Here is a 22427-nt window from a genome sequence, read left to right as displayed (position 1 = left end):
CCGTCGGCGCTGCGCTTCGACGTGTGCGACCGAGGCGCGGGCGAGGGCATGATCAGCGGATGCCGACACTCCCGCCCTGGCAGAACCTGCTCGCCGAGATCGGCGCCTTCCTGCTCGCCGCGACCTGTGCCGGTTGCGATGTGCCCGGAGCGCTGCTGTGCGACAGATGCCGCGCCCGGCTCCAGGCCGATCCGGTCGACGTACGAACCCCTCGCGGGCTGCCCGTGCGGGCGGCTCTGCCGTTCGAGGGCGTCGCCGCGCGCTGCATCCGCCGGCTGAAGGGGGACGGCGACACGCTCCTCGCGCGTCCGCTCGGGGCTGCGCTCGCCCAGGTGCTGACGCCCGCGCTGGGCGACGGCATCCATGCCGTTCCGATCCCGACCTCTCGCGCCGCGTTCCGTCGTCGTGGATACCGGGTTCCCGATCTGCTGATCGCGCGCGCCGGGGCCGAGCCGTGGGGCCTGTTGCGCCCGCACGGCCGGCACGTCGACCAGCGCGGTCTGAGCGTGCAGGAGCGAGCGCAGAACGTGCACGGGAGCCTGCGCGTGCGACAAGACGGGCGTGGGGCGAGGGTGGTGATCGTCGACGACGTGGTGACCACGGGCGCCACCTTCGACGAGGCAGCGCGTGCGCTCACCGCGGCGGGCTTCGAGGTCGTCTCCGCGGTCGCGCTCGCCGCGACCCCGCGCCACAGCGACCGCAAAGGGAATCCACTGACGACACGGAGCAACTGAGTGGTGACAACCGCGTGCGAGCGGACTACGGTTGGGCAGAACAAGGCGACCACGGTCCGCCCTTGGCCGGGAGGACCGGGACAAGGAGGCAGCAATGGAAACAAGCATCGTTGGCGTCGGGGTGGGTATCACCGACCGCTTCCGAACCGTTGTCGAAGAGAAGATCGCCAGGATCCAGACGCTCGCGTCGCGTGCGCTGCGGCTGGATGTGAAGGTCACCCACCGTGTGTATCGGAACGGGCACGTACCTGACGAGACGGTCGAGCTGACGCTGGTCGGCAAGGGACCGGTGGTCCGCGCCGAGGCCACAGACGGCGACAAGTTCGTCGCGCTCGATCTCGCGATCGACAAGATGGCGGAGCAGCTTCGCCGTGCGAAGGAGAAGAAGGTCGACGGCCGCCATCATCCGCGCGGCGCGCACTTCGAGAAGGGCAGTGGAGCCCTCGAGGGCATCGATGTGCAGCCGGCATCCGCCGATGTGCTGCACGCCGTCGCGACCGGCAGCATCCCCGTCCAGAGCGACGAGGAAGAGGCGTACTCGCCTGTCGTGATCCGCACTAAGAGCTTCGACGCGGAGTGGATGACCGTCGAGGAGGCGGTGGACCGCATGGAGCTCGTCGGCCACGACTTCTTCCTGTTCGTCGACGTGCGCACGGACCATCCGAGCGTCGTGTACCGCCGCAAGGGCTGGGACTACGGCGTGATCGCGCTGAGCACGCAGGCCCCGCCATCCGAGGCTCTCGCCTCCTGACCGTGTGACTCGAAACGGCCCGGCATCCGTACGGATGCCGGGCCGTTTCGCGTCGACTCGGCCGTCAGTCGAACATGCCGTCGAGAAGGCTGCCGATCACGAGGCCGCCGAGGATGCCCGACGCGATGTCGTTGCCGCCGCCTCCGCGACGTCCACCGCCGCCCCAGCCGCCGCCTCCGCCCCAGCCGTCGTCCTGCGGGCGGGAAGAGTCGATGTCGCGCTGCGCGAGCTGCAGCGCCTCGGAAGCGAGGTGTGCGACGCGACGGGCGCTCGCGAGCGCCTCTTCGCGGGTCTCCTCGGCCGGGAGCAGATCGGTCAGGTCCACACGCAGACGCTCGGCCTCGGCCAGGCGAGTGCGCGCGTCGGCGCCGATCCATCCGCGGTGGCCCGCGATCAGGCCCCGCGCGACGCCGAGCTGGCGATCGGCGTCGTCGATCGCGTGCTGCACCTGCGGGATGCTGGGCAGCGGATTCTCGGCGCGGTACCGCGCGGTGGCGATGGCCTCGTCGAGCGCCGTGTTGGCCGCGCGCAGCTGCGAGAGCTCTGCGAAAGGATTGCCGGGAGTGCCGGCGGGGGAGAGCGCGTCGAGAGCGTCCTGGAGCGCGGCCGCAGCGGCGGCGACGGCCGGGGTCTGCGGGGCGGTGCGCGCCGCGATCAGGTCGCCGCGGGAGTCGGCGACCACTTCGGCCAGCGTCGACTCGGCACGCAGCGCCTCGATCTCGAAGTCCTCGACGGCATCGAGCAGCGCCGCCGCGCGCCGGGTGGCCTCGGTGGCGGTCTCCAGCGCGAGGTTCGCCTCCTCGTTCTGCTTGGCGGCTCTGCGACGCTCCGACACGTCGGCGCCGTGAGTGGCGAAGGTGATCAGCTGCTCGGCCTCGGCCGCGGATGCCGCGATCTGACTCATCGCCGACGGCGCGTAGCGCGCCGACAGGCGGGCCACTGCGTCGCTGGTCTGCGGGATCCGCGCGCTCAGCGCCGCAGCATCCGCGCGGACCTGGGCGATCACCTCGGGCGCCCTGCGGACCTTCGCGACCGACTCTGCCAGCACCGAGGTCTTCTCGTCGAGAAGGTCTTGAGCCCAGTCGCACAGCTGCGCGATGCGCGCGTTGCGCGTGCGCAGCTCCTCAGCCGTGTCGGGGATCTCGTCGTGATTGAGCTGGTGCAGCTGGAAGGCTTCTCGCATGTGCGTGCGCACGGCGGACAGCGCGAGCCGCAGATCGGCCGTGAGCGACGCTCCCAGCTCGGCTTCGGCGAAGTCGAGCTCATCGGACGTCGACCGGATGCGCTCGTCGGTCTGCACCAGAGCCTGCTCCGCACGCCGAGCCAGGTCGGCGTCCTGCGCCGCGAGCTCTTCCTGTTCGCGCTTGCGTCTACCCCAAATTCCAGCCATGAATCGATCCTAGACAGCGGAGCGGATGAGCAGGCTGTGCATCCCGTGGGCCGGGGGACCGGTTCGCTCACAGCGTCAGGTGATGACGGTTCGGCGGGTCAGCTCGGGTCGCCGAGGAGGCACGAGCCAGCTGACGACGGCGATCGCGAGAGGAAGGGCGAGCGAGAGCGCCCCCAGCACCGCCCAGGGGATGTCCGAGGGGAGCAGCATCCCGCTCGACTGCGTCGCGAGTCCGAGCGGAGGGAGGATGCCGGCTGCCGCCCCCGTGAGAGTTCCGAAGCCCGAGATGATCAGCCCCTGCCAGAAGCCGATGCGCCGTCGGAGCCCGTCGGTGCCGCCCACCGCTGAGACAGTGGCATCGTCGGGACGCCGCTCGAATCGGGCGAGGCTCAGAGAGACGGCGCTCGCGCCGAGTACGAGGGTCGCGACAGCCGCGATGATGGGCAGCATCCACGGCGTCTCGGTCGGCGGGCCGTCCTCCCATCCGGCCGTGAGGGTCCATGACGAGGTGCTCAGCGTCTCGGCCTGGGCGCCGATGCGGTCGCGCACGTCCACGGGAACCGGGGAGTCGAACCCCGCGACGACGATGCGCGGGATCGTCGTGATGCCGAGCCGATCCGCCGTCTCCGGCGCGATCGCGACGAGCACCGGCTGGTAGGGAAGATCGAGAGAGACTGCGGGGAGGCGCTCGGTCCACAGCGGCGTCTCCCACGCAGGCATGTCGGGGGACTCTCGCCAGATGTTGCTCGGCAGTGCTCCCTCGATCGCCTGTTCCCACGTCCAGGCGGAGATCGCCACAGAGCGGTCGACGACGAACCGCGGGTCGGCCGAGATCGCCGCTCCGTCGCGATACGCGGCCAGCTGCGCTGGCGTCAGTCGCACACCCAGTGCGGTCTCGATCTCGTCCACGTCGATCACCGAGAGGGGGTCGCTCGGGTCCTGGCTTCCCGTCACGAACGACCGATCGACGTCGATCAGGAACTCATCGGGCAGCATCGCGAGAGCGCGGATGGATGCCGGGCTGTCGGCGGCGTCGGAAGACCACGCCTCGGGCTGGCGACGGATGACGGCGACGTCGGCCGCATCTGCGGCCTCGGCGAGGTCGAGTGCTGCGCTGCTCGCAGCCTCTGACTGCCCTTCGTCGACGGGCGTGTACTCGCCCGTTCCGGTCGGCATGGAGGACACGGCAAGGGTTCCGACCGGGCCCTGGTAGTACCACGTGCGCGCCGATTGCCCGTTCTGCATGGCGAAGGCGCTGAGAGCGAAGACGCCGATGAAGACGGTGGCGCCGATCGCTCCGAACGCCGGCACCGAACGAGAGGCGTTCGCCGCGGCGTCGCGCGCGGCGAGGCGCGCGCTGAGACCGAGATGCGAGAGAAGACGTGCCGTGGCCCCGAGCAGCCAGTGACCGGAGAACAGCACTCCGAGCTGCACGACGATCGGGCCGATGATCACGCCGAGGGTCGGCGCGGCGCGCAACGGCGAATCCCACGCGAGCGACGATTCGGCGACGAACGGCAGCGTCGCGACGGCGGCCACGGTGATCGCGAAGCCGACGACGGCGAGCACCGCACCGAGGATCGGATGCGATCTCCGGATGCGTCGCGGTCGGCGCGCGCCGCGCAGCGCGCTCATGACATCGGAGCGTGCGACGGTGTGCGCCGGCACCGCGGCGGATGCCGTCCCCACGAGCACAGCCAGCGCAACGATCGCGAGGATCATCTCCCAGGGGAGATGGAAGCCCGGGAACTGCGCCGCAGAGCCGTCGTCGACGAGCGCGAGGACGCCGGCTCCCGCGCCGATGCCGATGACGGCACCCACGGCGCCGGCGATCGACCCCAGCGTCGTCCCCTGGAGCATCACGATCCGGCGCAGGTCTCCGGCCGATGCCCCGACGCTGGCGGCGACGGCGAGAGCGCGCTCTTGACGTCGTGCCGACACCGCGAAGGCGGCACCGGCGAGCATCACCACGACATAGGCGGAGAAGAGCGCCGCGGCCCCGAGCATCATGAAGATCGATGAGTGCGTCGACCAGTAGTCGCCGCCCGCGTAGTCCGTCTCGGAATCGCTCGCCTCGGGCGGATCCAGCATCACGTCGCGTGAGAACGCGATGACGCCGTGTTCGTTGAGCTCCTGCACCTGCGTCCACGAGAGCTCGAAGTCGGGCAGATACCACTGCGGTTCGCCGCGCACCTCGACGGAGGACGGCAGGAACAGAGCGGGAACGTCGGAGGCCAGCGTCGCCGCGGACATCGTCCCGGTCACCGTGAGCGATCGTGCGGGATCGGCGAGGGTCACGGTGTCGCCGATGCGCGCTCCGATTCTGGTGAGCGCCGCAGGCGTCGCCATCATCTCGTCCGCACCGGCGGGCGGCCGCCCGTCCACGACGTCGAACCGCCCGGCGAACGCGGCATCCCACGTCCGCCCGGTCCAGGCCTGCACGCTTGTGACGCCGTCAGGGGTCGTGACTCGCACGTTCGCCTGGACGACCTCGATCGTCTCGGTTCCCTGGGGCAGGAGCGAGGCGGGATCCTCGATCCGCACGCCTTCAGGGCTCTGACGCATGGTCGCGGGGTAGCCGAAGAACTCGGGTTCGGTCGGAGCCTGCCAGAAGCCGTTGCCGGGCAGTCCCCGCACTCCGATCCAGGCCTCCGTGCGGCCGAGCTCTATCGACACCCGCTCCGCGGGGGTGGAGATGGTGCTGGCAGCGATGACCGTGTAGGCGGTCATGGTCGCGATCGGAAGCATCATGAGCGTACCGATCAGGAGACTCGACGCCGCAGCACGACGAACCTGGCGTCTGGCCAGCCGTGCCGCGACTCGCCAGCGGGAGCCCCACGCGCCTGCCCTCGGCGGCGCCGCATCCTGCGGCGATGGGGTGAGCTCTTCGGGAGGCGTCGTCATCCGGAGAGCCCGGCGAGCAGCACCTCGGCACCATCGCGCCGCGTCTCGTCGACGATGCGACCGTCGCGCAGGAAGACGATGCGGTCGGCGAAGGCTGCGTGCCGGGCCTCGTGGGTGACCAGGATGCCCGCCGCGCCCGCATCCACTCGCGCGCGGAGCATCCGCAGCACCGACTCTCCGGTGATCGAGTCGAGCGCTCCCGTCGGCTCGTCCGCGAGGATCAGCCGTCGGCTGCCCACCACGGCCCTCGCGATCGCGACCCGCTGCTGCTGTCCGCCGGAGAGATCGTCGGGATACGCGTCGAGTCGGTCGCCTAGCCCGACGGACTCCAGGGCGTCGCGTCCGGCGCGGCGCGCCACGCGACCGCGGAAGCCGTCGAGCTCGAGCGGCAGGGTCACGTTCTCGATCGCCGTCAGCGTCGGGATGAGGTTGAAGTCCTGGAACACGAAACCGAGCGACCGGCGGCGCAGTCGCGCCAGCTGAGCAGGAGACTGCTCGCTGAGGTACGCACCCTCGATGATCACCTCGCCGGTCGTCGGCTTCGCGAGTCCACCGGAAATCGACAGCAGCGTCGACTTTCCGGATCCTGATGCGCCCATCACGGCGACGAGCTCTCCCCGGCGGACGTCGAGATCGACGCCGGAGAGCGCCGACACCGCCGTCGCCCCGTGACCGTACTGCTGCGAGACCCCGACCAGTCGCAGCACCGTGTCGGTCATCAGCCCCGCTCTGTCCCCGCGAGGGCGGTCTCCGCCCTCGCCGGCCGCCCCCGCTTGGGACGGTCGGCGGTGAGCTCCAGGCCCATGGCGTGCTTCGGGTGCAGAGACAGCCGCTGCTCGGTGTGGTCGAGCCAGCGCACCTCCGCCTCGGCCGCGAAGATCATCGAGTCGACCACGAGCGCCCACGCGAGCTCCTCGGGGCCCTCGGGATCGCTTCCCGCGTACTTGGCGCGCTGCAGGCTCTGCAGCTGGCTCAGAGACGCCCTACGCTGCGTCTGGATCACCGCCGCCACATCCACGCCCGGCAGGGTGGCGGCCACGGCGAGCTTGATCGCGAGCTCGTCGCGCGTCGCCTGCGCGCGGACCACGGGGGAGGAGAGCCACTCCGACACCTCGGCGCTGCCAGCATCCGTGATCTCCCAGTAGACGTGCCCCTGCTCGTCGGCGTCACCGCGGGCGACCAGCCCGTCGCGCTCAAGGCGCTCGAGCGTGTTGTAGATCTGCCCGACGTTCAAGGGCCACGTCGACCCCGTGCGCCGGTCGAACTCGTGACGCAGCTGATACCCGTAGCACGGGCCCTGGTCGAGGATGGCGAGCAAGCTCTGGCGGACGGACATGGCGACCTCCTGAAGTCATTTCTCAGTATATAGATACGGGGAATCTCCGCCCGGCTTCTGCATGCAGACGATCTGCAGGTCACAGCCCGGTAACATGAGCAAGGTATGCCCGCAGTCGGCCCATGGCGGCCCGGGCGGTTCACCCATCCGACAGGGAGATGACATCTGTGGCCAATCCTCTTGAGAAGCTGCTGCGTGCCGGTGAAGGGCGCGTCATCCGGCGTCTGAATCAGGTCGTGAAGGCGGTGAACGCGCTCGAGGAGGACATCTCCAAGCTCACCGACGAGGAGCTGCGCAACGAGACCACTGAGCTGCGCGCGCGCTACGCGGCGGGCGAGACCCTCGACCAGCTCATGCCCGAGGCCTTCGCCGCGGTCCGCGAGGCGGCGAAGCGCACGCTCGGCATGCGCGCGTACGACGTGCAGATCATGGGCGGCGCGGCGCTTCACCTCGGCAACATCGCCGAGATGAAGACCGGTGAGGGCAAGACGCTCGTGGCGACCTTCCCCGCATACCTCAACGCGATCGCCGGCGAAGGCGTGCACGTCATCACGGTCAACGACTTCCTCGCGTCGTACCAGGCCGAGCTCATGGGCCGCGTGTATCGCGCCCTCGGCATGACGACCGGCATCATCGTCTCCGGGCAGACGCCCGCCGTGCGCCGCGAGCAGTACGCCGCCGACATCACGTACGGCACGAACAACGAGTTCGGCTTCGACTACCTGCGCGACAACATGGCGTGGCGCAAGGAAGACCTCGTGCAGCGCGATCACTTCTTCGCGATCGTCGACGAGGTCGACTCGATCCTCATCGACGAGGCTCGGACGCCGCTCATCATCTCGGGCCCGTCATCGGGCGAGGCCAACCGCTGGTTCGCCGAGTTCGCCAAGATCGCCCGCACCCTCGTCGCAGGCGAGGACTACGAGGTCGATGAGAAGAAGCGCACGGTCGGCGTGCTCGAGCCTGGTATCGAGAAGGTCGAGGACTACCTCGGCATCGACAACCTCTACGAGTCCGCGAACACCCCGCTCATCTCGTTCCTGAACAACTCGCTCAAGGCGCTCGCGCTGTTCAAGAAGGACACCGACTACGTCGTGATGAACGACGAGGTCATGATCGTCGACGAGCACACGGGCCGCATCCTCGTCGGGCGCCGCTACAACGAGGGCATCCACCAGGCGATCGAGGCGAAGGAAGGCGTCCCGGTCAAGGCCGAGAACCAGACCCTCGCGACCGTCACGCTGCAGAACTACTTCCGTCTCTACGACAAGCTCGCGGGCATGACCGGTACGGCCGAGACCGAGGCCGCCGAGTTCATGTCCACCTACAAGCTCGGCGTGATCCCCATCCCGACGAACAGGCCGATGATCCGCAAGGACCAGGCCGACCTCGTCTACAAGAACGAGACGGCGAAGTTCGCGCAGGTCGTCGAGGACATCGCCGAGCGCCACGCATCGGGCCAGCCCGTGCTCGTGGGAACCGTGAGCGTCGAGAAGAGCGAGTACCTCTCGCGCCTCCTCGCCAAGAAGGGCGTCAAGCACGAGGTGCTGAACGCGAAGAACCACGCACGCGAGGCCGAGATCGTCGCTCGCGCGGGCCGCTTGGGCGCCGTCACCGTGGCCACGAACATGGCCGGTCGTGGTACCGACATCATGCTCGGCGGAAACGCCGAGTTCCTCGCGGTGCAGGAGCTGAAGTCGAAGGGTCTCGACCCGGTCGAGACGCCCGAGGAGTACGAGGTCGCCTGGGACGAGACCTACGAGTCCATGAAGGCCGTGGTCGCCGAGGAGGCTGAGAAGGTCATCGAGGCCGGCGGCCTGTACGTGCTCGGCACCGAGCGGCACGAGTCTCGCCGCATCGACAACCAGCTCCGCGGACGCTCCGGCCGTCAGGGCGATCCCGGAGAGAGCCGCTTCTACCTCAGCCTCACCGACGACCTGATGCGGCTGTTCCAGTCGGGCGCCGCCGAGGCGATCCTGAATCGCACGAACTTCCCCGATGACGTGCCGATCGAATCGGGCCTCGTGTCTCGCGCGATCCGCAGCGCGCAGTCGCAGGTCGAGGCGCGAAACGCCGAGATGCGCAAGAACGTGCTCAAGTACGACGACGTCCTCAACCGTCAGCGTGAGGCGATCTACGCGGACCGCCGTCACATCCTGCAGGGTGATGACATCGCCGATCGCGTGCAGCACTTCATCGAAGACGCCATCACCGGAGTCGTGAAGGACCACACCGGTGAGGGCCACAACGAGAGCTGGGATTTCGACGCGCTCTGGACCGAGCTCAAGACCCTCTACCCGGTGAGCGTGACGATCGATGAGGTCGTCGCCGAGGCGCAGGGCCGCAAGGGCGGGATCACGGCAGAGGGGCTCACGCGCGAGCTGCTCTCGGACGCGAAGATCGCCTACGAGAAGCGCGAGGAATCCCTCGGCGAGGCGGCGACCCGTGAGCTGGAGCGCCGAGTGGTGCTGCAGGTTCTCGATCGTCGCTGGCGCGATCACCTCTACGAGATGGACTACCTCAAGGACGGCATCGGCCTGCGCGCGATGGCGCAGCGCGATCCGCTGATCGAGTACCAGCGCGAGGGCTATGCCATGTTCCAGTCCATGATGGGCCAGATCAAGGAGGAGTCGGTCGGCTACCTCTACAACCTCGAGGTCGAGGTCCGCCGCGCCGGCGAGGCCGAGGCCACAGAGGTGGAGGCGAAGGGCCTGGCCGACGGCGCCGGTGATCAGCGACTGCAGTATTCGGCCCCTGGCGACAACGGCGAGGTCGAGGTGCGCAACGATCGCGGCCAGGTGCAGCAGGCGGCGACCGATCGGCTCCGCCAGGCAGCAGCGGCCCGCCAGGCCGACGCGCAGCCCGAGGCCGAGGCGCCTCGCGGCGCGTTCGGCCAGAAGACGGATGCCTCGGCCCCCGCTCCGGGCAACCGCGAGCAGCGGCGCGCGCAGGGCAAGAAGAAGAAGTAACCCCGCGTCGACAGACCCAGAGACCCCATGGTCTCTGGGTCTGTCATGCAGTGGCGCCCTGAGCCTGTCGAACGGTCCTCGCGTCCGTCGGCGGCGTCGCTCGACGCTAGGCTTGGGCAATGACACCTTCGCGCCACTTCGACCAGTCGTCGAAGCTCAAGAACGTCCTGTACGAGATCCGCGGCAACGCCCTCGTCGAGGCGGCGCGGCTCGAGGCGGAGGGTCACCGCATCCTCAAGCTCAACACCGGCAACCCCGCGATCTTCGGCTTCGAGGCTCCCCATCAGATCGTTCGCGACATGCTGGCCGCCCTGCCGACGGCCCACGGATACAGCGACAGCAAGGGCATCATCTCGGCCCGGCGCGCGGTGGTCAGCCGCTACGAGGAGATCGAGGACTTCCCGCGGTTCGACCCGGACGATGTCTATCTCGGCAACGGCGTCTCAGAGCTGATCACGATGACCATGCAGGCGCTGCTCGACGAGGGCGACGAGGTCTTGATCCCCGCTCCGGATTACCCGCTGTGGACGGCCATGACCAGCCTGTCCGGCGGCACGCCGGTGCACTATCTGTGCGACGAGGACGACGAGTGGCAGCCGTCTCTCGACGACATCCGCTCGAAGATCACGCCGCGCACCAAGGCGCTCGTGATCATCAATCCGAACAACCCGACCGGGGCCGTGTACTCGAGGGAGGTCCTCGAGGGCATGGTGCAGATCGCCAGGGAGCACGAGCTGCTGCTGCTCTCCGACGAGATCTACGACCGCATCCTGTTCGATGACGCGGTGCACATCCCCACCGCGACTCTCGCTCCCGATCTGCTGTGCCTCACCTTCAACGGGTTGTCGAAGACGTATCGCGTCGCGGGCTACCGCTCAGGGTGGATGGTCCTCACCGGACCCAAGTCGCACGCGAAGGGCTTCATCGAGGGCATCACGCTGCTCGCCTCCACCCGGCTGTGCCCCAATGTCCCCGCACAGCATGCGGTGCAGGCCGCGCTGTCGGGTGTGCAGTCGATCGACGCGCTCATCGCGCCGACCGGTCGCCTGCACGAGCAGCGCGACGTGGCGTGGCAGGGACTCGAGGCGATTCCAGGCGTGTCCTGCGTGAAGCCGCAGGGTGCGCTGTACGCGTTTCCCAGGCTCGATCCGAACGTGCACGAGATCCGTGACGACGCCAGATTCATCTACGATCTGCTGGTGTCCGAGCACATCCTGCTCGTGCAGGGGACCGGCTTCAACTGGCCGACGCCCGATCACTTCCGAGTCGTCACGCTCCCTGAGCCGCGCGTGCTGGCCGAAGCCGTCGAGCGCCTCGGGAACTTCCTCTCGAGCTATCGGCAGTAGCGCCTGCCGCAGGGGAGAGTCCTGCGGCCAGCCGTCGCACGCCCGCAACCAGCGGTGAGCGCGGAACCACGTCGGCGATCGGACGCGCGTGCAGCAGGGCCGCGTCCGCGGCGCGTTGATCGAAGGGCACGAACGAGACGTTCGTGATTCCGGCGAACCGCTCCAGCGTGCGACGGATCTGTCCGCGGGCATCGAGCCCGAGCGGGCCGGCGCGCAGCTGGTTCACGACCACCATGACGGGTGCCGGACCCGTGATCCTTCGCAGCTCGGCATGCTCGCGAAGAAAGCGGCTGATGCCGAGAGGGTCGGCGGAGGCGACCGCGATGATCGTGTCGGCCTCGACGAGCGCGGCTGCGGTCGCGGCATGCCGTCGGGGGCCGGTGACGTCGTATGTCGCTTCGTCGTCGGCATCGAAGGCGGCCGAAACGTCGACGATCGTCTCCTGCGCCCAGCCGCGGCAGGCCTGCAGGGCCGCCGTGAGTCGCGGCCCCGACAGCTCCGGCCAGCGGCTCGGACGGTTGATACCGCCCAGCACCTCGATCGTGCCGCCGCTGGTGTCGACGGTGGCGGAGAGCCTGGTGAGCTCGGCGACGTCGAGTGCGCCCAGCTCGGCCCTGCGGCACGCGGCGGCGATGCCGGGGTCATCGTCGCTGAGCCCCAGCAGGAGGGACAGCGAGGGCGCGACAGTGTCTGCGTCGACGAGTGCGGTGTGCCGGCCGGTGCGCGACAGCTCGACGGCGAGCTGGATGGCCAGGGTCGACCGGCCAGGGGCGCCGGGCGGCCCCCACACAGCGGTGACGCGGTGCGGAGCGAGGGGAGGAGGTTCGGTGCGCGGGAGCGGCGCACCCGCCGTGATCTCTGCCACCACCTGCCAGCCGCTCGCCTCCTCGGGCAGCGGTGCGCTCAGTCCGTACCTGACGATGAGGCGCTGATCGTCGCCGCCGAGAGGCACGATACGCACCCCGGCCCGGTCGCAGGCATCGATGAGCGCGGGCGTGATGACTGCCCTGGTCGCCCTGGCGACGACGACGTCGAGCCCCGCCGGGAGGGGGAGGATCGCGTCTTCCGGCACGACCGACACCACCTCGACCGCCTCGAGATCGAGCTCCGCGGCCAGGGCTGCGGCTCGCGGCTCGGGGATGGCGACGAGCACGCGCGTCACGGCGTCGACCCCACAGGCACCACGGACAGGACCGAGCCGCCGGTGATCGCGGCCAGGACCTCGGCGACGTCAGCGCGATCGATCACCACCTCGACCGTCGTGGCATCGGTCGACAGCATCCCCTCCTCCTCGACGACCGAGCTGACGATCACATCTCCGGCGAGGATGCGCGGGGCGTCGTAACTGCGGCCGTCCTCGAGAGGGGGAGCCTGCCACAGCTCCACCACGGTTCCCGCTGAGACTTCGGCGGGAATGCCGGTGCTGCTCTCGACGACGATCGTCGTCGTGCGGCGGGACTCGGCGTTGCTCAGTGCGCTCGACGGCACGAGTTCTCCTTCGATCAGAGTTCTGCCCGCGACCATTCCCGGCTCGAGATCCTGCGGAGCGAGGTAGTCGTCGGTCAGCTGGCCGAGCCCGACCTCGACCACCTGGAAGTCGCCGGACACCAGCGCCTCGCCCTGCACGATCGTGCGACCGGCCTGCAGCACCGGGGTGGTGCGCCCCGCAGAGGACACGAGCAGCCAGACGCCCGCGATCGACAGCGCGACGAGGACGATCCCGATCACGAACCGGATGTCGGCCCAGAACGCCGTGCGAGGGCGCGAGAGGAATGTCATGGCCTCATGGTCACAGAAATCATGAATCCGCCGCGAAAGTTATCCACAGGAGGCGCTGGACGGCCTGGGGCGCACCGACGAGGGGGAGAATGGTCGCATGCCTGTCTCCTCGTCCGCCCCGCGCTTCCTCGCGCCAGCTCAGGTCGCTGAGCTCCTCAGCATCGAGGTCGACGAGGTGATCGCGCTCGTGTACGAGGGGAGGCTCAGAGGCTCTCAGCTGGGTTCTCCTGCGCGGTGGCGCATCGAGGAGTCCAGTCTCGGCGAGTACCTCGCCGAGCAGTCGGAGGAAGCCAGGCGGATGGCGCTGTGGCGACAGGCGAATGAGGCGAGCTTCCCCGAGGTGTGGGGCCCGTCAGCACCTCACGGCACCTGATCTCCCGCCGTCTGCACCGCGACGATCGTCGCGAAGGGGATGATCCGGAACCCCGACACCTCACTCGCGAGCCGGGCTCGGCCGGGTTCGTGCCTGGCGAGGTCGAGATGATCCGCGCCGGCGCGGTCGATCGTGCCGTGCAGCTCCTCATCCGCGGTGCTGATGCGCACGGGGACCCTGCGGCGCGCGAGGTCGCGCAGCACGAATCCGAGCGTCATCCGCTCCCGGAGCACCTCCGTCTGCTCATCCTGCGGGTCGAGGCTGGCGAGCAGCATCCCGTGGTCCACGTCGATTCCGCGAATCGCATGAAGAGGGATGATGCGCATGGATCTGGCTGCACGCGCTCCCTCAGCGGCGATGTCGGATGCTGCGACCCAGTCGGCGCCCAGGGCATCGAGGCGGACGGGGAGCGGCCTGATGCCCGCCAGCGTGAGCACGATTCGCGCCTGCGCGGAGCACAGCATCCGCAGCCGTCCGCGCAGATCGAGGCGCGAGATCCGCAGCCGCTCGGACTCGGCGTCGAGCGCGGCTCTCTCTGCCTCCCATTCGGAGGCGAGCTGGCCCTCGAGGTCCTCGAACAGTCGGTCCCATCGCATTCCACAGAGCGTAGGCCACGACGCCGACGCATGTACGAGTTATCCACAATGATCGACGCAGCGGCTCATCGGAACCGCTGAGCGTGCTGTACTGGCGGCAGTCTTCCCCGATGGAGAGTGCAGAAGATGACGCTTCACGAGTATTTCGCGCCGCAGCCGACACCCCGTGCCGATCTGCCGGATCCGGTCCCGCTGCTGCGCAGTCTCACTCAGGGCGTCCTCGAAGTGCTCGCCGGGGTCAGGGAAGTCGATCAGCTCGCCCGCTGGTTCAATGAAGACGCTTTCCGGAGTTTGGTGACCAGGGCGAATCTGTCGGCGAGGGCGCGCAGTGCGAGGGGGGTTTCGCCTGCGCGCCCGACATTCGAGATCCGGTCGATCCGCACATCCGATCCTGCGGACGGCGTCGTGGAAGCCGTCGTGATCGTGGCCGGTCCCGGACGCACGCGCGCCGTGGCGATCCGCCTCGAGGGTCTCGACCGGCGCTGGCGCGCCGCGTCCCTCGCCGTGCTCTGAGCCGCCGGCCGCATCACCCGCCCCCGGTAGGCTTGGGGGGTGTCAACACTCAGTGATCTCGCCCACGCCCAGGGCCGCCTGACCGACAGCGACGTCGAATGGCTCCATCGACTCGCGGGCGACGGTCAGCTCCTCGCCGATCTCGCGTCCGCCGACATCGTGGTCTGGATCCAGACCGACGACAGCTCCTTCATCGCGGTGGCGCATGCGCGTCCGAGCGGTGCGGCGACCCTGTTCTACCGAGACATCGTAGGGGAGCGGGTCCGGCCGCAATGGCGCACGCAGGTGCAGGGCGCCTTCGAGTCGGGCGAGATCGTCGACTCCTCGTCTCCCGACTGGTTCGAGGAGACCCCGACCAGAGTGCGCGCGGTGCCGATCGCGAACGAGCGCAAGGGCTCCGAGGAGCGCGCATCCGTCATCGGCGTCGTCACCAGGCACACGAATCTCGGGGAGGCGCGGACGCCCTCTCGTCAGCAGATCACCTTCGACGAATGCGCGAACGACCTGTTCCGCATGATCGCCGAGGGCAGCTTCCCCGACCTCGCAGCCCCCACCTCTCCTCGCCGCGGGGCGCCGCGCGCATCGGACGGCCTGATCCGCATCGACGTCGACGGCATCACCACCTTCGCGAGCCCCAACGCTCTGTCGGCCTTCAACAGGATGGGCTTCGATGATGAGCTCGAGGGGCAGTCGCTCGCCGAGGTGACGACGCGGCTGGTGCCGCCGTCGCGGCAGGTCGACGAGTCGCTGCCGGTCGTGGTCACCGGTCGCGCGCCGTGGCGCACCGACATCGAGGCCCGCGGAGTCACCGTGTCGCTGCGCGCGATCCCGCTGAAGGATCACGGGACGCGCATCGGCGCGATCCTGCTCTGCCGCGACGTGTCGGAGCTGCGCCACCAGGAGCAGGAGCTCATCACCAAGGACGCGACGATCCGGGAGATCCACCACCGGGTGAAGAACAACCTGCAGACCGTCGCATCGCTGCTGCGGATCCAGGCCAGGCGCACGCACTCCGAGGAGGCTCGCGATGCCCTGACCCAGGCGATGCGTCGCGTGGATGCGATCGCGGTCGTGCACGACACCCTCGCACAGGGACTCGCGCAGAAGGTCGACTTCGACGAGGTCTTCCACCGGGTGCTCAAGCTCGTCGCCGAGGTCGCCTCCGCGCCGAACACACGAGCGCGCACGCAGTCGACCGGCCGCTTCGGCGTTCTGCCGAGCGAATACGCCACCCCGCTCGCGCTCGCGCTCACCGAGGTCGTCACGAATGCGGTCGAGCACGGGCTCGCGGGCACCGAGGGTGTCGTCACGATCGACGCGAGCCGCACCGAGGAGAATCTGCACGTCACGGTGATCGACACGGGCAGCGGCCTGCCGGAGGGGCGTATCGGTCAGGGGCTCGGCACTCAGATCATCCGCACGCTCATCCAGGGCGAGCTGGGCGGCACGATCGAATGGAAGGGCAGCGAGGGGCAGGGGACCGAGGTCTCCATCGACATCCCGTTGCGCTGGCTGAAGAAGTAGCCGACGAACGACGAAGCGGCCCGAGATCGAGGATCTCGGGCCGCTTCTGTCGTCAGGGTCAGGACGCGCGGCGTGCGCGCGCGGCGCGGCGCTTCAGAGCGCGGCGCTCGTCCTCGGAGAGGCCTCCCCAGACGCCCGAGTCCTGGCTGGTCTCCAGGGCGTACTGCAGGCAGATCTCGGTCACGGTGCAGGTGGCGCAGACGGTCTTCGCCTTCTCGATCTGGTCGACCGCGGGGCCGGTGTTCCCCACGGGGAAGAAAAGCTCAGGGTCGACAGTCAGGCAGGCGGCTTTGTCGCGCCAGTCCATGGGGGCTCCTCGGTGTGGATCTCATGAGATGTCGCTGGGCGACGTCTCGGATTGGGGCGGCAGATCGGGTTCGGCTACCCTGTTCAGATGCGGGCGGATGCCCGTTGTTTGTGATGCGAGCAGAATGCCCGCCCCACGCCGCTGTGGGAGCACATGACTTTGTCTATTCTGTTACATGAATGTTTCGAAATCAAGACTTTTCCTCCTTCTCATTCGATTCTCAGGAGACATCGTGCGCGCACCAGGACTCGCTCTCTCGGCCGCGGCAGTGCTGGCCGTCGAAGGGATCGCCCTCGTGGTGTTCGCCGTGATCGAGCTGTTCGGGCTCGGCGCAGGAGACGCCGCGTCTCTGCCGACCGCACTCGCGCTCATCGTCCTCACCCTGATCGGAGCCGCAGCTCTGCTGGCGTTCGCCTTCGGCACGCGCGCGGGCCGCTCATGGGCCCGTTCAGGGGGAGTGGTGTTCCAGGTGCTCGCCGTCGCGATCGCGCTCGCGTCGCTGACCGTGCAGCCCGTCGTCTGGCCGTTCGTGCTCGGCGTGGGGCTGCCCGGGCTCGCGGGCTTCGTGCTGCTGATCGCCACGGCGAGAGCAGAGGGCGCCCGCGCCCCTGGGGCCTGAGCGCTCCGGCCGGGGTCAGGAGTCGACGCCGAGGAGCTTCCGCAGTCGGGCGACGTGCCCGGTGGCCTTGACGTTGTAGAGCGCGAGCTCGATGACGCCGCGCTCGTCGAGTACGAAGGTCGAGCGGATGACGCCCTCGACGACCTTGCCGTAGTTCATCTTTTCGCCCCACACGCCGTAGGCGGAGTGCACGGAGTGGTCGGGGTCGCTGAGCAGGGTGAAGGTGAGTCCGTCGCGCTCGCGGAACTCTGCGAGCTTCGCCGGCTCGTCTCGCGAGATGCCGATGACCCGGTAGCCCGCGCCCTGCAGGGACGAGATGCTGTCGCGGAAGTCGCAGGCCTGCGTGGTGCATCCGGGCGTCATCGCCGCCGGATAGAAGTAGAGCACCGTCTTCTCGCCTCGGAGATCCTCAAGGCGGAGGGCCCTGCCGTCCTGGTCGAGAAGGGCGAAGTCGGGGGCAGCGGTTCCGGGTTCCAGGCGCACAGTCACCTGCACAGCCTACCGGCCGGGGGTCTGCTCGGCCTTGTCGGCGAACGTCTGCAGAAGTCGCTGCAGGGAGTCGAGACGGGCGCGCCCGGTGTCGCCGAGCTCCCCGCGCTCTGCAGCCTCGATGAGCGCGCAGTCGGGAGCGTCGGCCAGATGCGTGCAGCCGCGCGGGCAGTTCTCGGCGATGAGGGCGAGCTCGGTGAACGCCGCCAGGATGTTCTGCGGTTCGACGTGCCCGAGCCCGAACGACCGCACGCCGGGAGTGTCGATGACCCAGCCGCTCCCCTCCGGTGTGCGGTAGCGCAGTGAGACAGTGGACGAGGATGTGTGGCGCCCGCGGCCGGTCACCTGATTGACATGACCCGTCGCGCGCCCCGCGCTGGGGACCAGTGCGTTCACGAGCGTGGACTTGCCGACGCCGGAGTGCCCGACGAAGACGGTCGAATGGCCGATCAGCGCGGCGCCGATCTCGTCCAGCGGCATGCTGTCGGTGGCGCTCGTGAACACGCGCAGATCATCGAGCCCGTCGAAGTGCTTCAGGAACTCGAACGGGTCGGCGAGGTCGGTCTTGGTCACGACGAGAAGAGGGCGGATGCCGGCATCCAGCGCTGCGACGAGATAGCGGTCGACCAGCCGGGCCCGGGGCTCGGGATCGGCTGCAGCGACCACGACGAGCATCTGATCGGCATTGGCGACGATGACGCGCTCGACCTGATCGGTGTCGTCAGCGCTGCGTCGCAGCAGCGAGGTGCGCTCCACGATGCCGACCATCCGCGCGAGAGTGCCCTCGTCACCCGAGGTGTCGCCGACGACGCGCGCACGGTCGCCGGTCACGATCGGCGTGCGGCGCAGCTCGCGCGCGCGGGTGGCCGTGATCGTGCGCTCCTCGGGGGTGTCCTCGCCCATCAGCACCGAATAGCGGCCGCGGTCGACGCCCAGCACGCGGCCGATCTGCGCGTCCTCGTGCGCCGGCCGCCGCTTCGTGCGCGGTCGATTCCCCTTCGGGTTCGGCCGGGAGCGGATGCTCGACTCGTCGTACTCGTCGAAGTCGTCGTCGAGTTCGTCGTCGTCGCTGAGCCAGCTCACGCGGAGTCGCCTCGCAGCATCCGCTCCCACAGCAGAGTGAACTCGGGGAGCGTCTTGGCGGTCGTGCCGATGTCGTCGACCTCGACGCCGGGCACCCGGAGCCCGATGAGCGCGCCCGTCGTCGCCATCCGGTGGTCGTGGAAGGCCGCCCAGGTGCCGCCGTGCAGCTCCCGGGGGATGATGCGCAGCCCGTCGGGCAGCTCTTCCGCCTCGCCTCCGAGCGCGCGCACGTTCTCGATCAGAGCGGCGATCCGGTCGGTCTCGTGCAGGCGGATGTGCCCGATGCCGCGGATCGTCGTCGGGGAGTCCGCGAACGCGGCGAGACCGACGAGCGTGGGCGTGAGCTCGCTGGCCGCGGAGAGATCGATGTCCACGCCGTGGATGCCGTCGCCTGAGCGCACGGTGAGAGTGCCGCTGTGGCGACCGACATGCGCGCCCATCGCCTGCAGGATCTCGGGCAGCAGGTGCCCCGGCTGTGTCGAATGCACCGGCCAGCCGGTGACCGACACCGAACCGCCCGTGACGAGAGCCGCGGCGAGGAAGGGGGCGGCGTTGGAGAGATCCGGCTCGATCGCGATCTCCTTGGCGCGGGGCACGCCCGCCTCCACGAGCCATTCTCCGGTCGCTGGGCGCTCGATGCGGATGCCTCGGCGGCTCAGCGCTTCGATCGTCATGTCGATGTGCGGGAGGCTGGGCAGGTGCTCGCCGGTGTGCACGAGGTGCAGACCCACGTCGAATCGGGGGGCGGCGAGCAGCAGCCCGGAGACGAACTGGCTCGAGGCGGAGGCATCGATCTCGACGCGTCCGCCGCGGATGCGTCCGTGCCCGCGGATCGTGAACGGCAGGGCCCAGGTGCCCTCGTCGTCGATGTCGACCCCGAGGTCGCGCAGAGCGCTGATGAGGCCCCCCATCGGGCGGTGCAGCGCGGTCTCGTGGGCGGTGAGGTGCACATCCTTCTCGGCGAGCCCCGCGAGGGGTGCGATGAAGCGCATCACGGTGCCGGCCTGCCCGCAGTCGACGGTCACCCCGCCGTGGAGCTTCCCGGGCGTGACGACGAGGTCGGGGCCGAACTCCCCTCCAGCATCCTCCTCCTCGATCCCGATGCCCAGCGCACGCAGGGCATCGACCATACGACGTGAATCGTCGGAGTGCAGCGGCGAGATCAGCCGACCCGGACCATCGGCGATCGCGGCGATGATCAGCTCGCGATTCGTCAATGACTTCGACCCGGGAATCGTGACCGTGGCGCGCACGGCGCCCTCGGCGGTCGGCGCGGCGTAGACGCCCTGGACGAGGGGAGGGGAATACCTTTTGGCGCTCATCGGTTCCCACTTTAGTGAACGCGGATGCGGCCCCGAAGGAACGGGACCCGCATTCGCCGAGAAGGAGAGAGCATGCTCGCAACGCTTGAGCGCGAGTCGGTCGACCTCAGCGTCCTAGACTGGCCGGTGATGGATGACACCGCAACCGCTGATACGGTCAGCGACCCTCGCCGAGAGTTCGAGGAGCAGGCGATCCCGTACATGGATCAGCTGTACGCCGCCGCCATGCGCATGACGCGCAATCCGGCCGACGCCGCCGACCTCGTGCAGGAGACCTTCGTGAAGGCGTACGGCTCGTGGGCCACGTTCACACAGGGCACGAACCTCAAGGCCTGGCTGTACCGGATTCTCACGAACACGTACATCAACATCTATCGCAAGAAGCAGCGCGAGCCGTTCCAGGGCACGATCGACGAGCTCGAGGACTGGCAGCTCGGCGGGGCGGAGTCGACCACTGCGACGCATGGCCGGTCCGCAGAGGCCGAGGCGATCGACCGTATGCCGGCATCCGTCGTGAAGGATGCTCTGCAGGCGGTGCCGGAGGACTTCCGGCTGGCCGTGTACCTGGCCGATGTCGAGGGATTCGCCTATCAGGAGATCGCCGACATCATGAAGACCCCCATCGGCACCGTGATGAGCCGTCTGCATCGTGGCAGGCGGATGCTGCGGGAGCTGCTGGCCGACTATGCCGCAGAGCGGGGCATCGCCGCGGCTGACACGAGGAGCAGGAAATGAGCGACTGCGGTTGCAGCAAGGCACGTCAGGATCTCGAGGAGTACCTCCGCAACGAGGTCTGCAAGACTCAGCACACCGACATCCGCGAGCATCTCGAGAACTGCCCGTCATGTCGGGACGAGGCCCTCGTCGCCACCACCCTCACAGAGGTCGTGGCGCGCGCCTGCAAGGAGACGGCCCCCGAGGAACTGCGCGACCAGGTGTTCGCGCGCCTGCGCGAGGTGCAGTCCGCGCAGCACTGACGACGCGTCGGAACCGCTCAGTAGGGTGGGGTCATGACCTCCCTCGATGCGCGTTCCGTACCTGCTGATCCTCTCTCCGCCGAGCGCCTCGCCGCCGCGGGACTGGAATACCGCGTCGATGACCTGAATGACGAGGCGACCGCGCAGAGTTTTCAGCGGGCGGTAGCCCGTGGTTTCCTCGGCGGTGAGCCGAACGCAGAGGCGCTCGACTACGGGCGGACCCCTTTTCTGCAGCGCCGCAACATCTCCGTGTACGACGGCACTGCCGCAACCGGCGACTTCCCCGTGGCGACCGTCAACTCCTGGGTCTCCCCGCTCACGGTTCCGGGCGGCGACGCGGTGGACATGTGGTCGATCAGTGTCGTGACGGTGGCCGCCACCCATCGCAGGCGCGGCATCGCGCGCGCACTGCTCGAGGGCGAGCTGCGCGCCGCGGCCTCGGCCGGGGCGCCGATGGCGGGTCTCACCGTCTCGGAGGCCACGATCTACGGGCGCTACGGGTTCGGCGCGGCAGTGCCGGCCGTGCGTCTCGACGTGGACGTGCGTCGCGCAGGATGGGGTGGAGTCGCGCCGTCGGGGAGCATCCAATACCGGGAGCGGGATGAGCTGGCCGATGATCTCGGCGTCGTTCATGAGCGCGCGCGAGTCGCTCGCCCGGGGCAGGTGGCCGGCTGGCGTACCCGCTGGGAGGGTTTCGCGGGTGTCTCGCCGTCGGACCCCGATCGTGACAAGGTTCGGGGCGTGCGCTATCTCGATGAGAACGGCGAGCTCCGAGGCGTGCTCGTCTACACCCTCGCCGAGAAGAGCGGGTCGTTCCGCTTCCAGATGGATGTGCGGATGCTCGTCGCCGAGACCCACGACGCCACCGCCGCGCTGTGGCGGTTCGCGCTCCAGCACGACCTGGTCGACACCGTGACGGCGGATCTGAGACCGACCGACGATCCGCTGCCGTGGCTCGTGCGAGACACCCGCGGTGTCGTGCAGACCGTGCACGATCATGGCTGGCTGCGGATCCTCGACCTCCCCGCAGCGCTGTCCGCCCGCCGGTTCTCCGCGCCGCTCGACGTGGTGCTGCGCATCGAGGACTCCCAGGGCTTCACCGCTGGTGACTGGCGGCTGACCGTCGATCAGGAGGGACGAGCGAGCGTGGAGACCGCCTCCTCCTCCTCGGTCGACGCGACCATGGACATCTCGGCGCTGTCGGCGCTGTATGCGGGCGGGGTGCGGGTCTCCGCGCTGCGCGGCGCAGGACGCGTCTCGGCCGCCGCAGACGTCGCAGAGCGTCTCGACCGGGCATTCGCCTCGTACCCGGCGCCGGCGCTCGACATCTGGTATTGATCCTGCATTCGCTCGGCCGTTGATCGCCGTTGTCGGGCGGGAGGGGACACACGCTCAACCAGCGTAAATAATCTTTA

Annotated in this window: 22 protein-coding genes; 11 read left to right on the top strand and 11 right to left on the bottom strand. The window is 69.1% G+C overall.

Going from position 1 to position 22427, the window contains the following annotated elements:
• Nucleotides 1–59 precede the first annotated feature (59 nt).
• Both RS84_RS17220 and hpf read left to right on the top strand, forming a co-directional pair.
• Complete coding sequence (locus RS84_RS17220; RefSeq protein ID WP_052676422.1) at nt 60–734, top strand: ComF family protein; 675 nt, start codon at nt 60–62, stop codon at nt 732–734.
• Between the two features lie 94 nt (nt 735–828).
• Nucleotides 829–1485 carry a ribosome hibernation-promoting factor, HPF/YfiA family gene (gene hpf / locus RS84_RS17215; protein ID WP_045258951.1) on the top strand — a complete coding sequence of 219 codons (657 nt, stop codon included), beginning with the start codon at nt 829–831 and terminating at the stop codon, nt 1483–1485.
• A 64-nt stretch (nt 1486–1549) separates the two neighbouring features.
• Here the strand turns inward: hpf and RS84_RS17210 are convergent, their stop codons facing one another.
• From RS84_RS17210 to RS84_RS17195, 4 genes are all read right to left on the bottom strand, one after another.
• Nucleotides 1550–2875 carry a hypothetical protein gene (locus RS84_RS17210; RefSeq protein WP_045258950.1) on the bottom strand — a complete coding sequence of 442 codons (1326 nt, stop codon included), beginning with the start codon at nt 2873–2875 and terminating at the stop codon, nt 1550–1552.
• Nucleotides 2876–2950: 75 nt separating this feature from the next.
• Nucleotides 2951–5779: an ABC transporter permease gene (locus tag RS84_RS17205; protein ID WP_082062244.1), complete on the bottom strand. Its 2829-nt coding sequence runs from the start codon at nt 5777–5779 to the stop codon at nt 2951–2953.
• Entirely contained in the window at nt 5776–6498 is a 723-nt protein-coding gene (locus tag RS84_RS17200; RefSeq protein ID WP_045258949.1) for an ABC transporter ATP-binding protein, read from the bottom strand. Before RS84_RS17200 ends, RS84_RS17205 begins: the two co-directional genes overlap by 4 nt.
• Nucleotides 6498–7115 carry a PadR family transcriptional regulator gene (locus RS84_RS17195; RefSeq protein ID WP_045258948.1) on the bottom strand — a complete coding sequence of 206 codons (618 nt, stop codon included), beginning with the start codon at nt 7113–7115 and terminating at the stop codon, nt 6498–6500. Before RS84_RS17195 ends, RS84_RS17200 begins: the two co-directional genes overlap by 1 nt.
• Before the next feature lie 167 nt (nt 7116–7282).
• Between RS84_RS17195 and secA the strand changes: the two genes are divergently transcribed.
• Together secA and RS84_RS17185 are read left to right on the top strand one after the other, a co-directional pair.
• Entirely contained in the window at nt 7283–10084 is a 2802-nt protein-coding gene (secA, locus tag RS84_RS17190) for a preprotein translocase subunit SecA (RefSeq protein WP_045258947.1), read from the top strand.
• Between the two features lie 119 nt (nt 10085–10203).
• Nucleotides 10204–11430 (top strand): pyridoxal phosphate-dependent aminotransferase, encoded by a 1227-nt coding sequence (locus RS84_RS17185; protein ID WP_045258946.1) that lies wholly within the window; start codon nt 10204–10206, stop codon nt 11428–11430.
• On the opposite strand, the gene RS84_RS17180 is transcribed toward RS84_RS17185, so the two are convergent.
• Both RS84_RS17180 and RS84_RS17175 read right to left on the bottom strand, forming a co-directional pair.
• Complete coding sequence (locus RS84_RS17180; RefSeq protein ID WP_052676420.1) at nt 11354–12592, bottom strand: AAA family ATPase; 1239 nt, start codon at nt 12590–12592, stop codon at nt 11354–11356. The two genes, RS84_RS17185 and RS84_RS17180, sit on opposite strands and share 77 nt — an antisense overlap.
• On the bottom strand, nt 12589–13209 hold the full coding sequence (locus RS84_RS17175) for a hypothetical protein (protein ID WP_045258945.1): 621 nt from the start codon (nt 13207–13209) through the stop codon (nt 12589–12591). The genes RS84_RS17180 and RS84_RS17175 overlap by 4 nt, the downstream gene beginning before the upstream one ends.
• A gap of 97 nt (nt 13210–13306) precedes the next feature.
• Between RS84_RS17175 and RS84_RS17170 the strand changes: the two genes are divergently transcribed.
• Nucleotides 13307–13582, top strand: a complete 276-nt coding sequence (locus RS84_RS17170; RefSeq protein WP_045258944.1) for a helix-turn-helix domain-containing protein — start codon at nt 13307–13309, stop codon at nt 13580–13582.
• Here the strand turns inward: RS84_RS17170 and RS84_RS17165 are convergent.
• Entirely contained in the window at nt 13570–14178 is a 609-nt protein-coding gene (locus RS84_RS17165) for a hypothetical protein (RefSeq protein WP_045258943.1), read from the bottom strand. The two genes, RS84_RS17170 and RS84_RS17165, sit on opposite strands and share 13 nt — an antisense overlap.
• Nucleotides 14179–14304: 126 nt before the next feature.
• Between RS84_RS17165 and RS84_RS17160 the strand changes: the two genes are divergently transcribed.
• A complete protein-coding gene (locus RS84_RS17160; RefSeq protein ID WP_045259292.1) occupies nt 14305–14691 on the top strand; it encodes an Rv3235 family protein in 387 nt (128 codons plus the stop codon).
• A 39-nt stretch (nt 14692–14730) separates the two neighbouring features.
• Nucleotides 14731–16215: a sensor histidine kinase gene (locus RS84_RS17155; RefSeq protein WP_045258942.1), complete on the top strand. Its 1485-nt coding sequence runs from the start codon at nt 14731–14733 to the stop codon at nt 16213–16215.
• A 58-nt stretch (nt 16216–16273) separates the two neighbouring features.
• On the opposite strand, the gene RS84_RS17150 is transcribed toward RS84_RS17155, so the two are convergent.
• On the bottom strand, nt 16274–16522 hold the full coding sequence (locus RS84_RS17150; RefSeq protein ID WP_017203224.1) for a WhiB family transcriptional regulator: 249 nt from the start codon (nt 16520–16522) through the stop codon (nt 16274–16276).
• Nucleotides 16523–16754: 232 nt separating this feature from the next.
• Between RS84_RS17150 and RS84_RS17145 the strand changes: the two genes are divergently transcribed.
• Nucleotides 16755–17141, top strand: a complete 387-nt coding sequence (locus RS84_RS17145; protein WP_045258941.1) for a hypothetical protein — start codon at nt 16755–16757, stop codon at nt 17139–17141.
• Nucleotides 17142–17156: 15 nt separating this feature from the next.
• On the opposite strand, the gene bcp is transcribed toward RS84_RS17145, so the two are convergent.
• The 3 genes from bcp to aroA are packed head-to-tail and all read right to left on the bottom strand — an operon-like array spanning nt 17157 to nt 20035.
• The gene (gene bcp, locus RS84_RS17140) at nt 17157–17630 is read right to left on the bottom strand and encodes a thioredoxin-dependent thiol peroxidase (RefSeq protein ID WP_045259291.1); all 474 of its coding nucleotides are present in this window, start codon (nt 17628–17630) and stop codon (nt 17157–17159) included.
• A gap of 9 nt (nt 17631–17639) precedes the next feature.
• On the bottom strand, nt 17640–18713 hold the full coding sequence (gene rsgA, locus RS84_RS17135) for a ribosome small subunit-dependent GTPase A (RefSeq protein ID WP_045258940.1): 1074 nt from the start codon (nt 18711–18713) through the stop codon (nt 17640–17642).
• Nucleotides 18710–20035 (bottom strand): 3-phosphoshikimate 1-carboxyvinyltransferase, encoded by a 1326-nt coding sequence (gene aroA / locus RS84_RS17130; RefSeq protein ID WP_045258939.1) that lies wholly within the window; start codon nt 20033–20035, stop codon nt 18710–18712. The genes rsgA and aroA overlap by 4 nt, the downstream gene beginning before the upstream one ends.
• 72 nt (nt 20036–20107) lie before the next feature.
• On the opposite strand from aroA, the gene RS84_RS17125 reads away from it, so the two are divergent.
• The 3 genes from RS84_RS17125 to RS84_RS17115 are packed head-to-tail and all read left to right on the top strand — an operon-like array spanning nt 20108 to nt 22350.
• On the top strand, nt 20108–20770 hold the full coding sequence (locus RS84_RS17125) for a sigma-70 family RNA polymerase sigma factor (RefSeq protein ID WP_045258938.1): 663 nt from the start codon (nt 20108–20110) through the stop codon (nt 20768–20770).
• Entirely contained in the window at nt 20767–21012 is a 246-nt protein-coding gene (locus tag RS84_RS17120) for a zf-HC2 domain-containing protein (protein ID WP_045258937.1), read from the top strand. Before RS84_RS17125 ends, RS84_RS17120 begins: the two co-directional genes overlap by 4 nt.
• Nucleotides 21013–21045: 33 nt before the next feature.
• Nucleotides 21046–22350, top strand: coding sequence for a GNAT family N-acetyltransferase (locus RS84_RS17115; protein WP_045258936.1), 1305 nt, complete (start codon nt 21046–21048; stop codon nt 22348–22350).
• The last annotated feature ends 77 nt before the right edge of the window (nt 22351–22427 follow it).

Origin of the sequence: Microbacterium hydrocarbonoxydans (assembly GCF_000956475.1) — a bacterium.
Classification (GTDB): Bacteria; Actinomycetota; Actinomycetes; order Actinomycetales; family Microbacteriaceae; genus Microbacterium; species Microbacterium hydrocarbonoxydans_A.
The sequence above is the reverse complement of the archived record's forward strand: the minus strand, read 5'-3'. Positions and strand labels throughout refer to the sequence as shown.

Bases quoted from the DNA above. Each gene is read 5' to 3' on its own strand.
- RS84_RS17220 (WP_052676422.1), top strand. From the start codon at position 60: ATGCCGACACTCCCGCCCTGGCAGAACCTGCTCGCCGAGATCGGCGCC.
- hpf (WP_045258951.1), top strand. From the start codon at position 829: ATGGAAACAAGCATCGTTGGCGTCGGGGTGGGTATCACCGACCGCTTC.
- RS84_RS17210 (WP_045258950.1), bottom strand. From the start codon at position 2,875: ATGGCTGGAATTTGGGGTAGACGCAAGCGCGAACAGGAAGAGCTCGCG.
- RS84_RS17205 (WP_082062244.1), bottom strand. From the start codon at position 5,779: ATGACGACGCCTCCCGAAGAGCTCACCCCATCGCCGCAGGATGCGGCG.
- RS84_RS17200 (WP_045258949.1), bottom strand. From the start codon at position 6,498: ATGACCGACACGGTGCTGCGACTGGTCGGGGTCTCGCAGCAGTACGGT.
- RS84_RS17195 (WP_045258948.1), bottom strand. From the start codon at position 7,115: ATGTCCGTCCGCCAGAGCTTGCTCGCCATCCTCGACCAGGGCCCGTGC.
- RS84_RS17185 (WP_045258946.1), top strand. From the start codon at position 10,204: ATGACACCTTCGCGCCACTTCGACCAGTCGTCGAAGCTCAAGAACGTC.
- RS84_RS17175 (WP_045258945.1), bottom strand. From the start codon at position 13,209: ATGACATTCCTCTCGCGCCCTCGCACGGCGTTCTGGGCCGACATCCGG.
- RS84_RS17170 (WP_045258944.1), top strand. From the start codon at position 13,307: ATGCCTGTCTCCTCGTCCGCCCCGCGCTTCCTCGCGCCAGCTCAGGTC.
- RS84_RS17165 (WP_045258943.1), bottom strand. From the start codon at position 14,178: ATGCGATGGGACCGACTGTTCGAGGACCTCGAGGGCCAGCTCGCCTCC.
- RS84_RS17160 (WP_045259292.1), top strand. From the start codon at position 14,305: ATGACGCTTCACGAGTATTTCGCGCCGCAGCCGACACCCCGTGCCGAT.
- RS84_RS17150 (WP_017203224.1), bottom strand. From the start codon at position 16,522: ATGGACTGGCGCGACAAAGCCGCCTGCCTGACTGTCGACCCTGAGCTT.
- aroA (WP_045258939.1), bottom strand. From the start codon at position 20,035: ATGAGCGCCAAAAGGTATTCCCCTCCCCTCGTCCAGGGCGTCTACGCC.
- RS84_RS17125 (WP_045258938.1), top strand. From the start codon at position 20,108: ATGCTCGCAACGCTTGAGCGCGAGTCGGTCGACCTCAGCGTCCTAGAC.
- RS84_RS17120 (WP_045258937.1), top strand. From the start codon at position 20,767: ATGAGCGACTGCGGTTGCAGCAAGGCACGTCAGGATCTCGAGGAGTAC.
- RS84_RS17115 (WP_045258936.1), top strand. From the start codon at position 21,046: ATGACCTCCCTCGATGCGCGTTCCGTACCTGCTGATCCTCTCTCCGCC.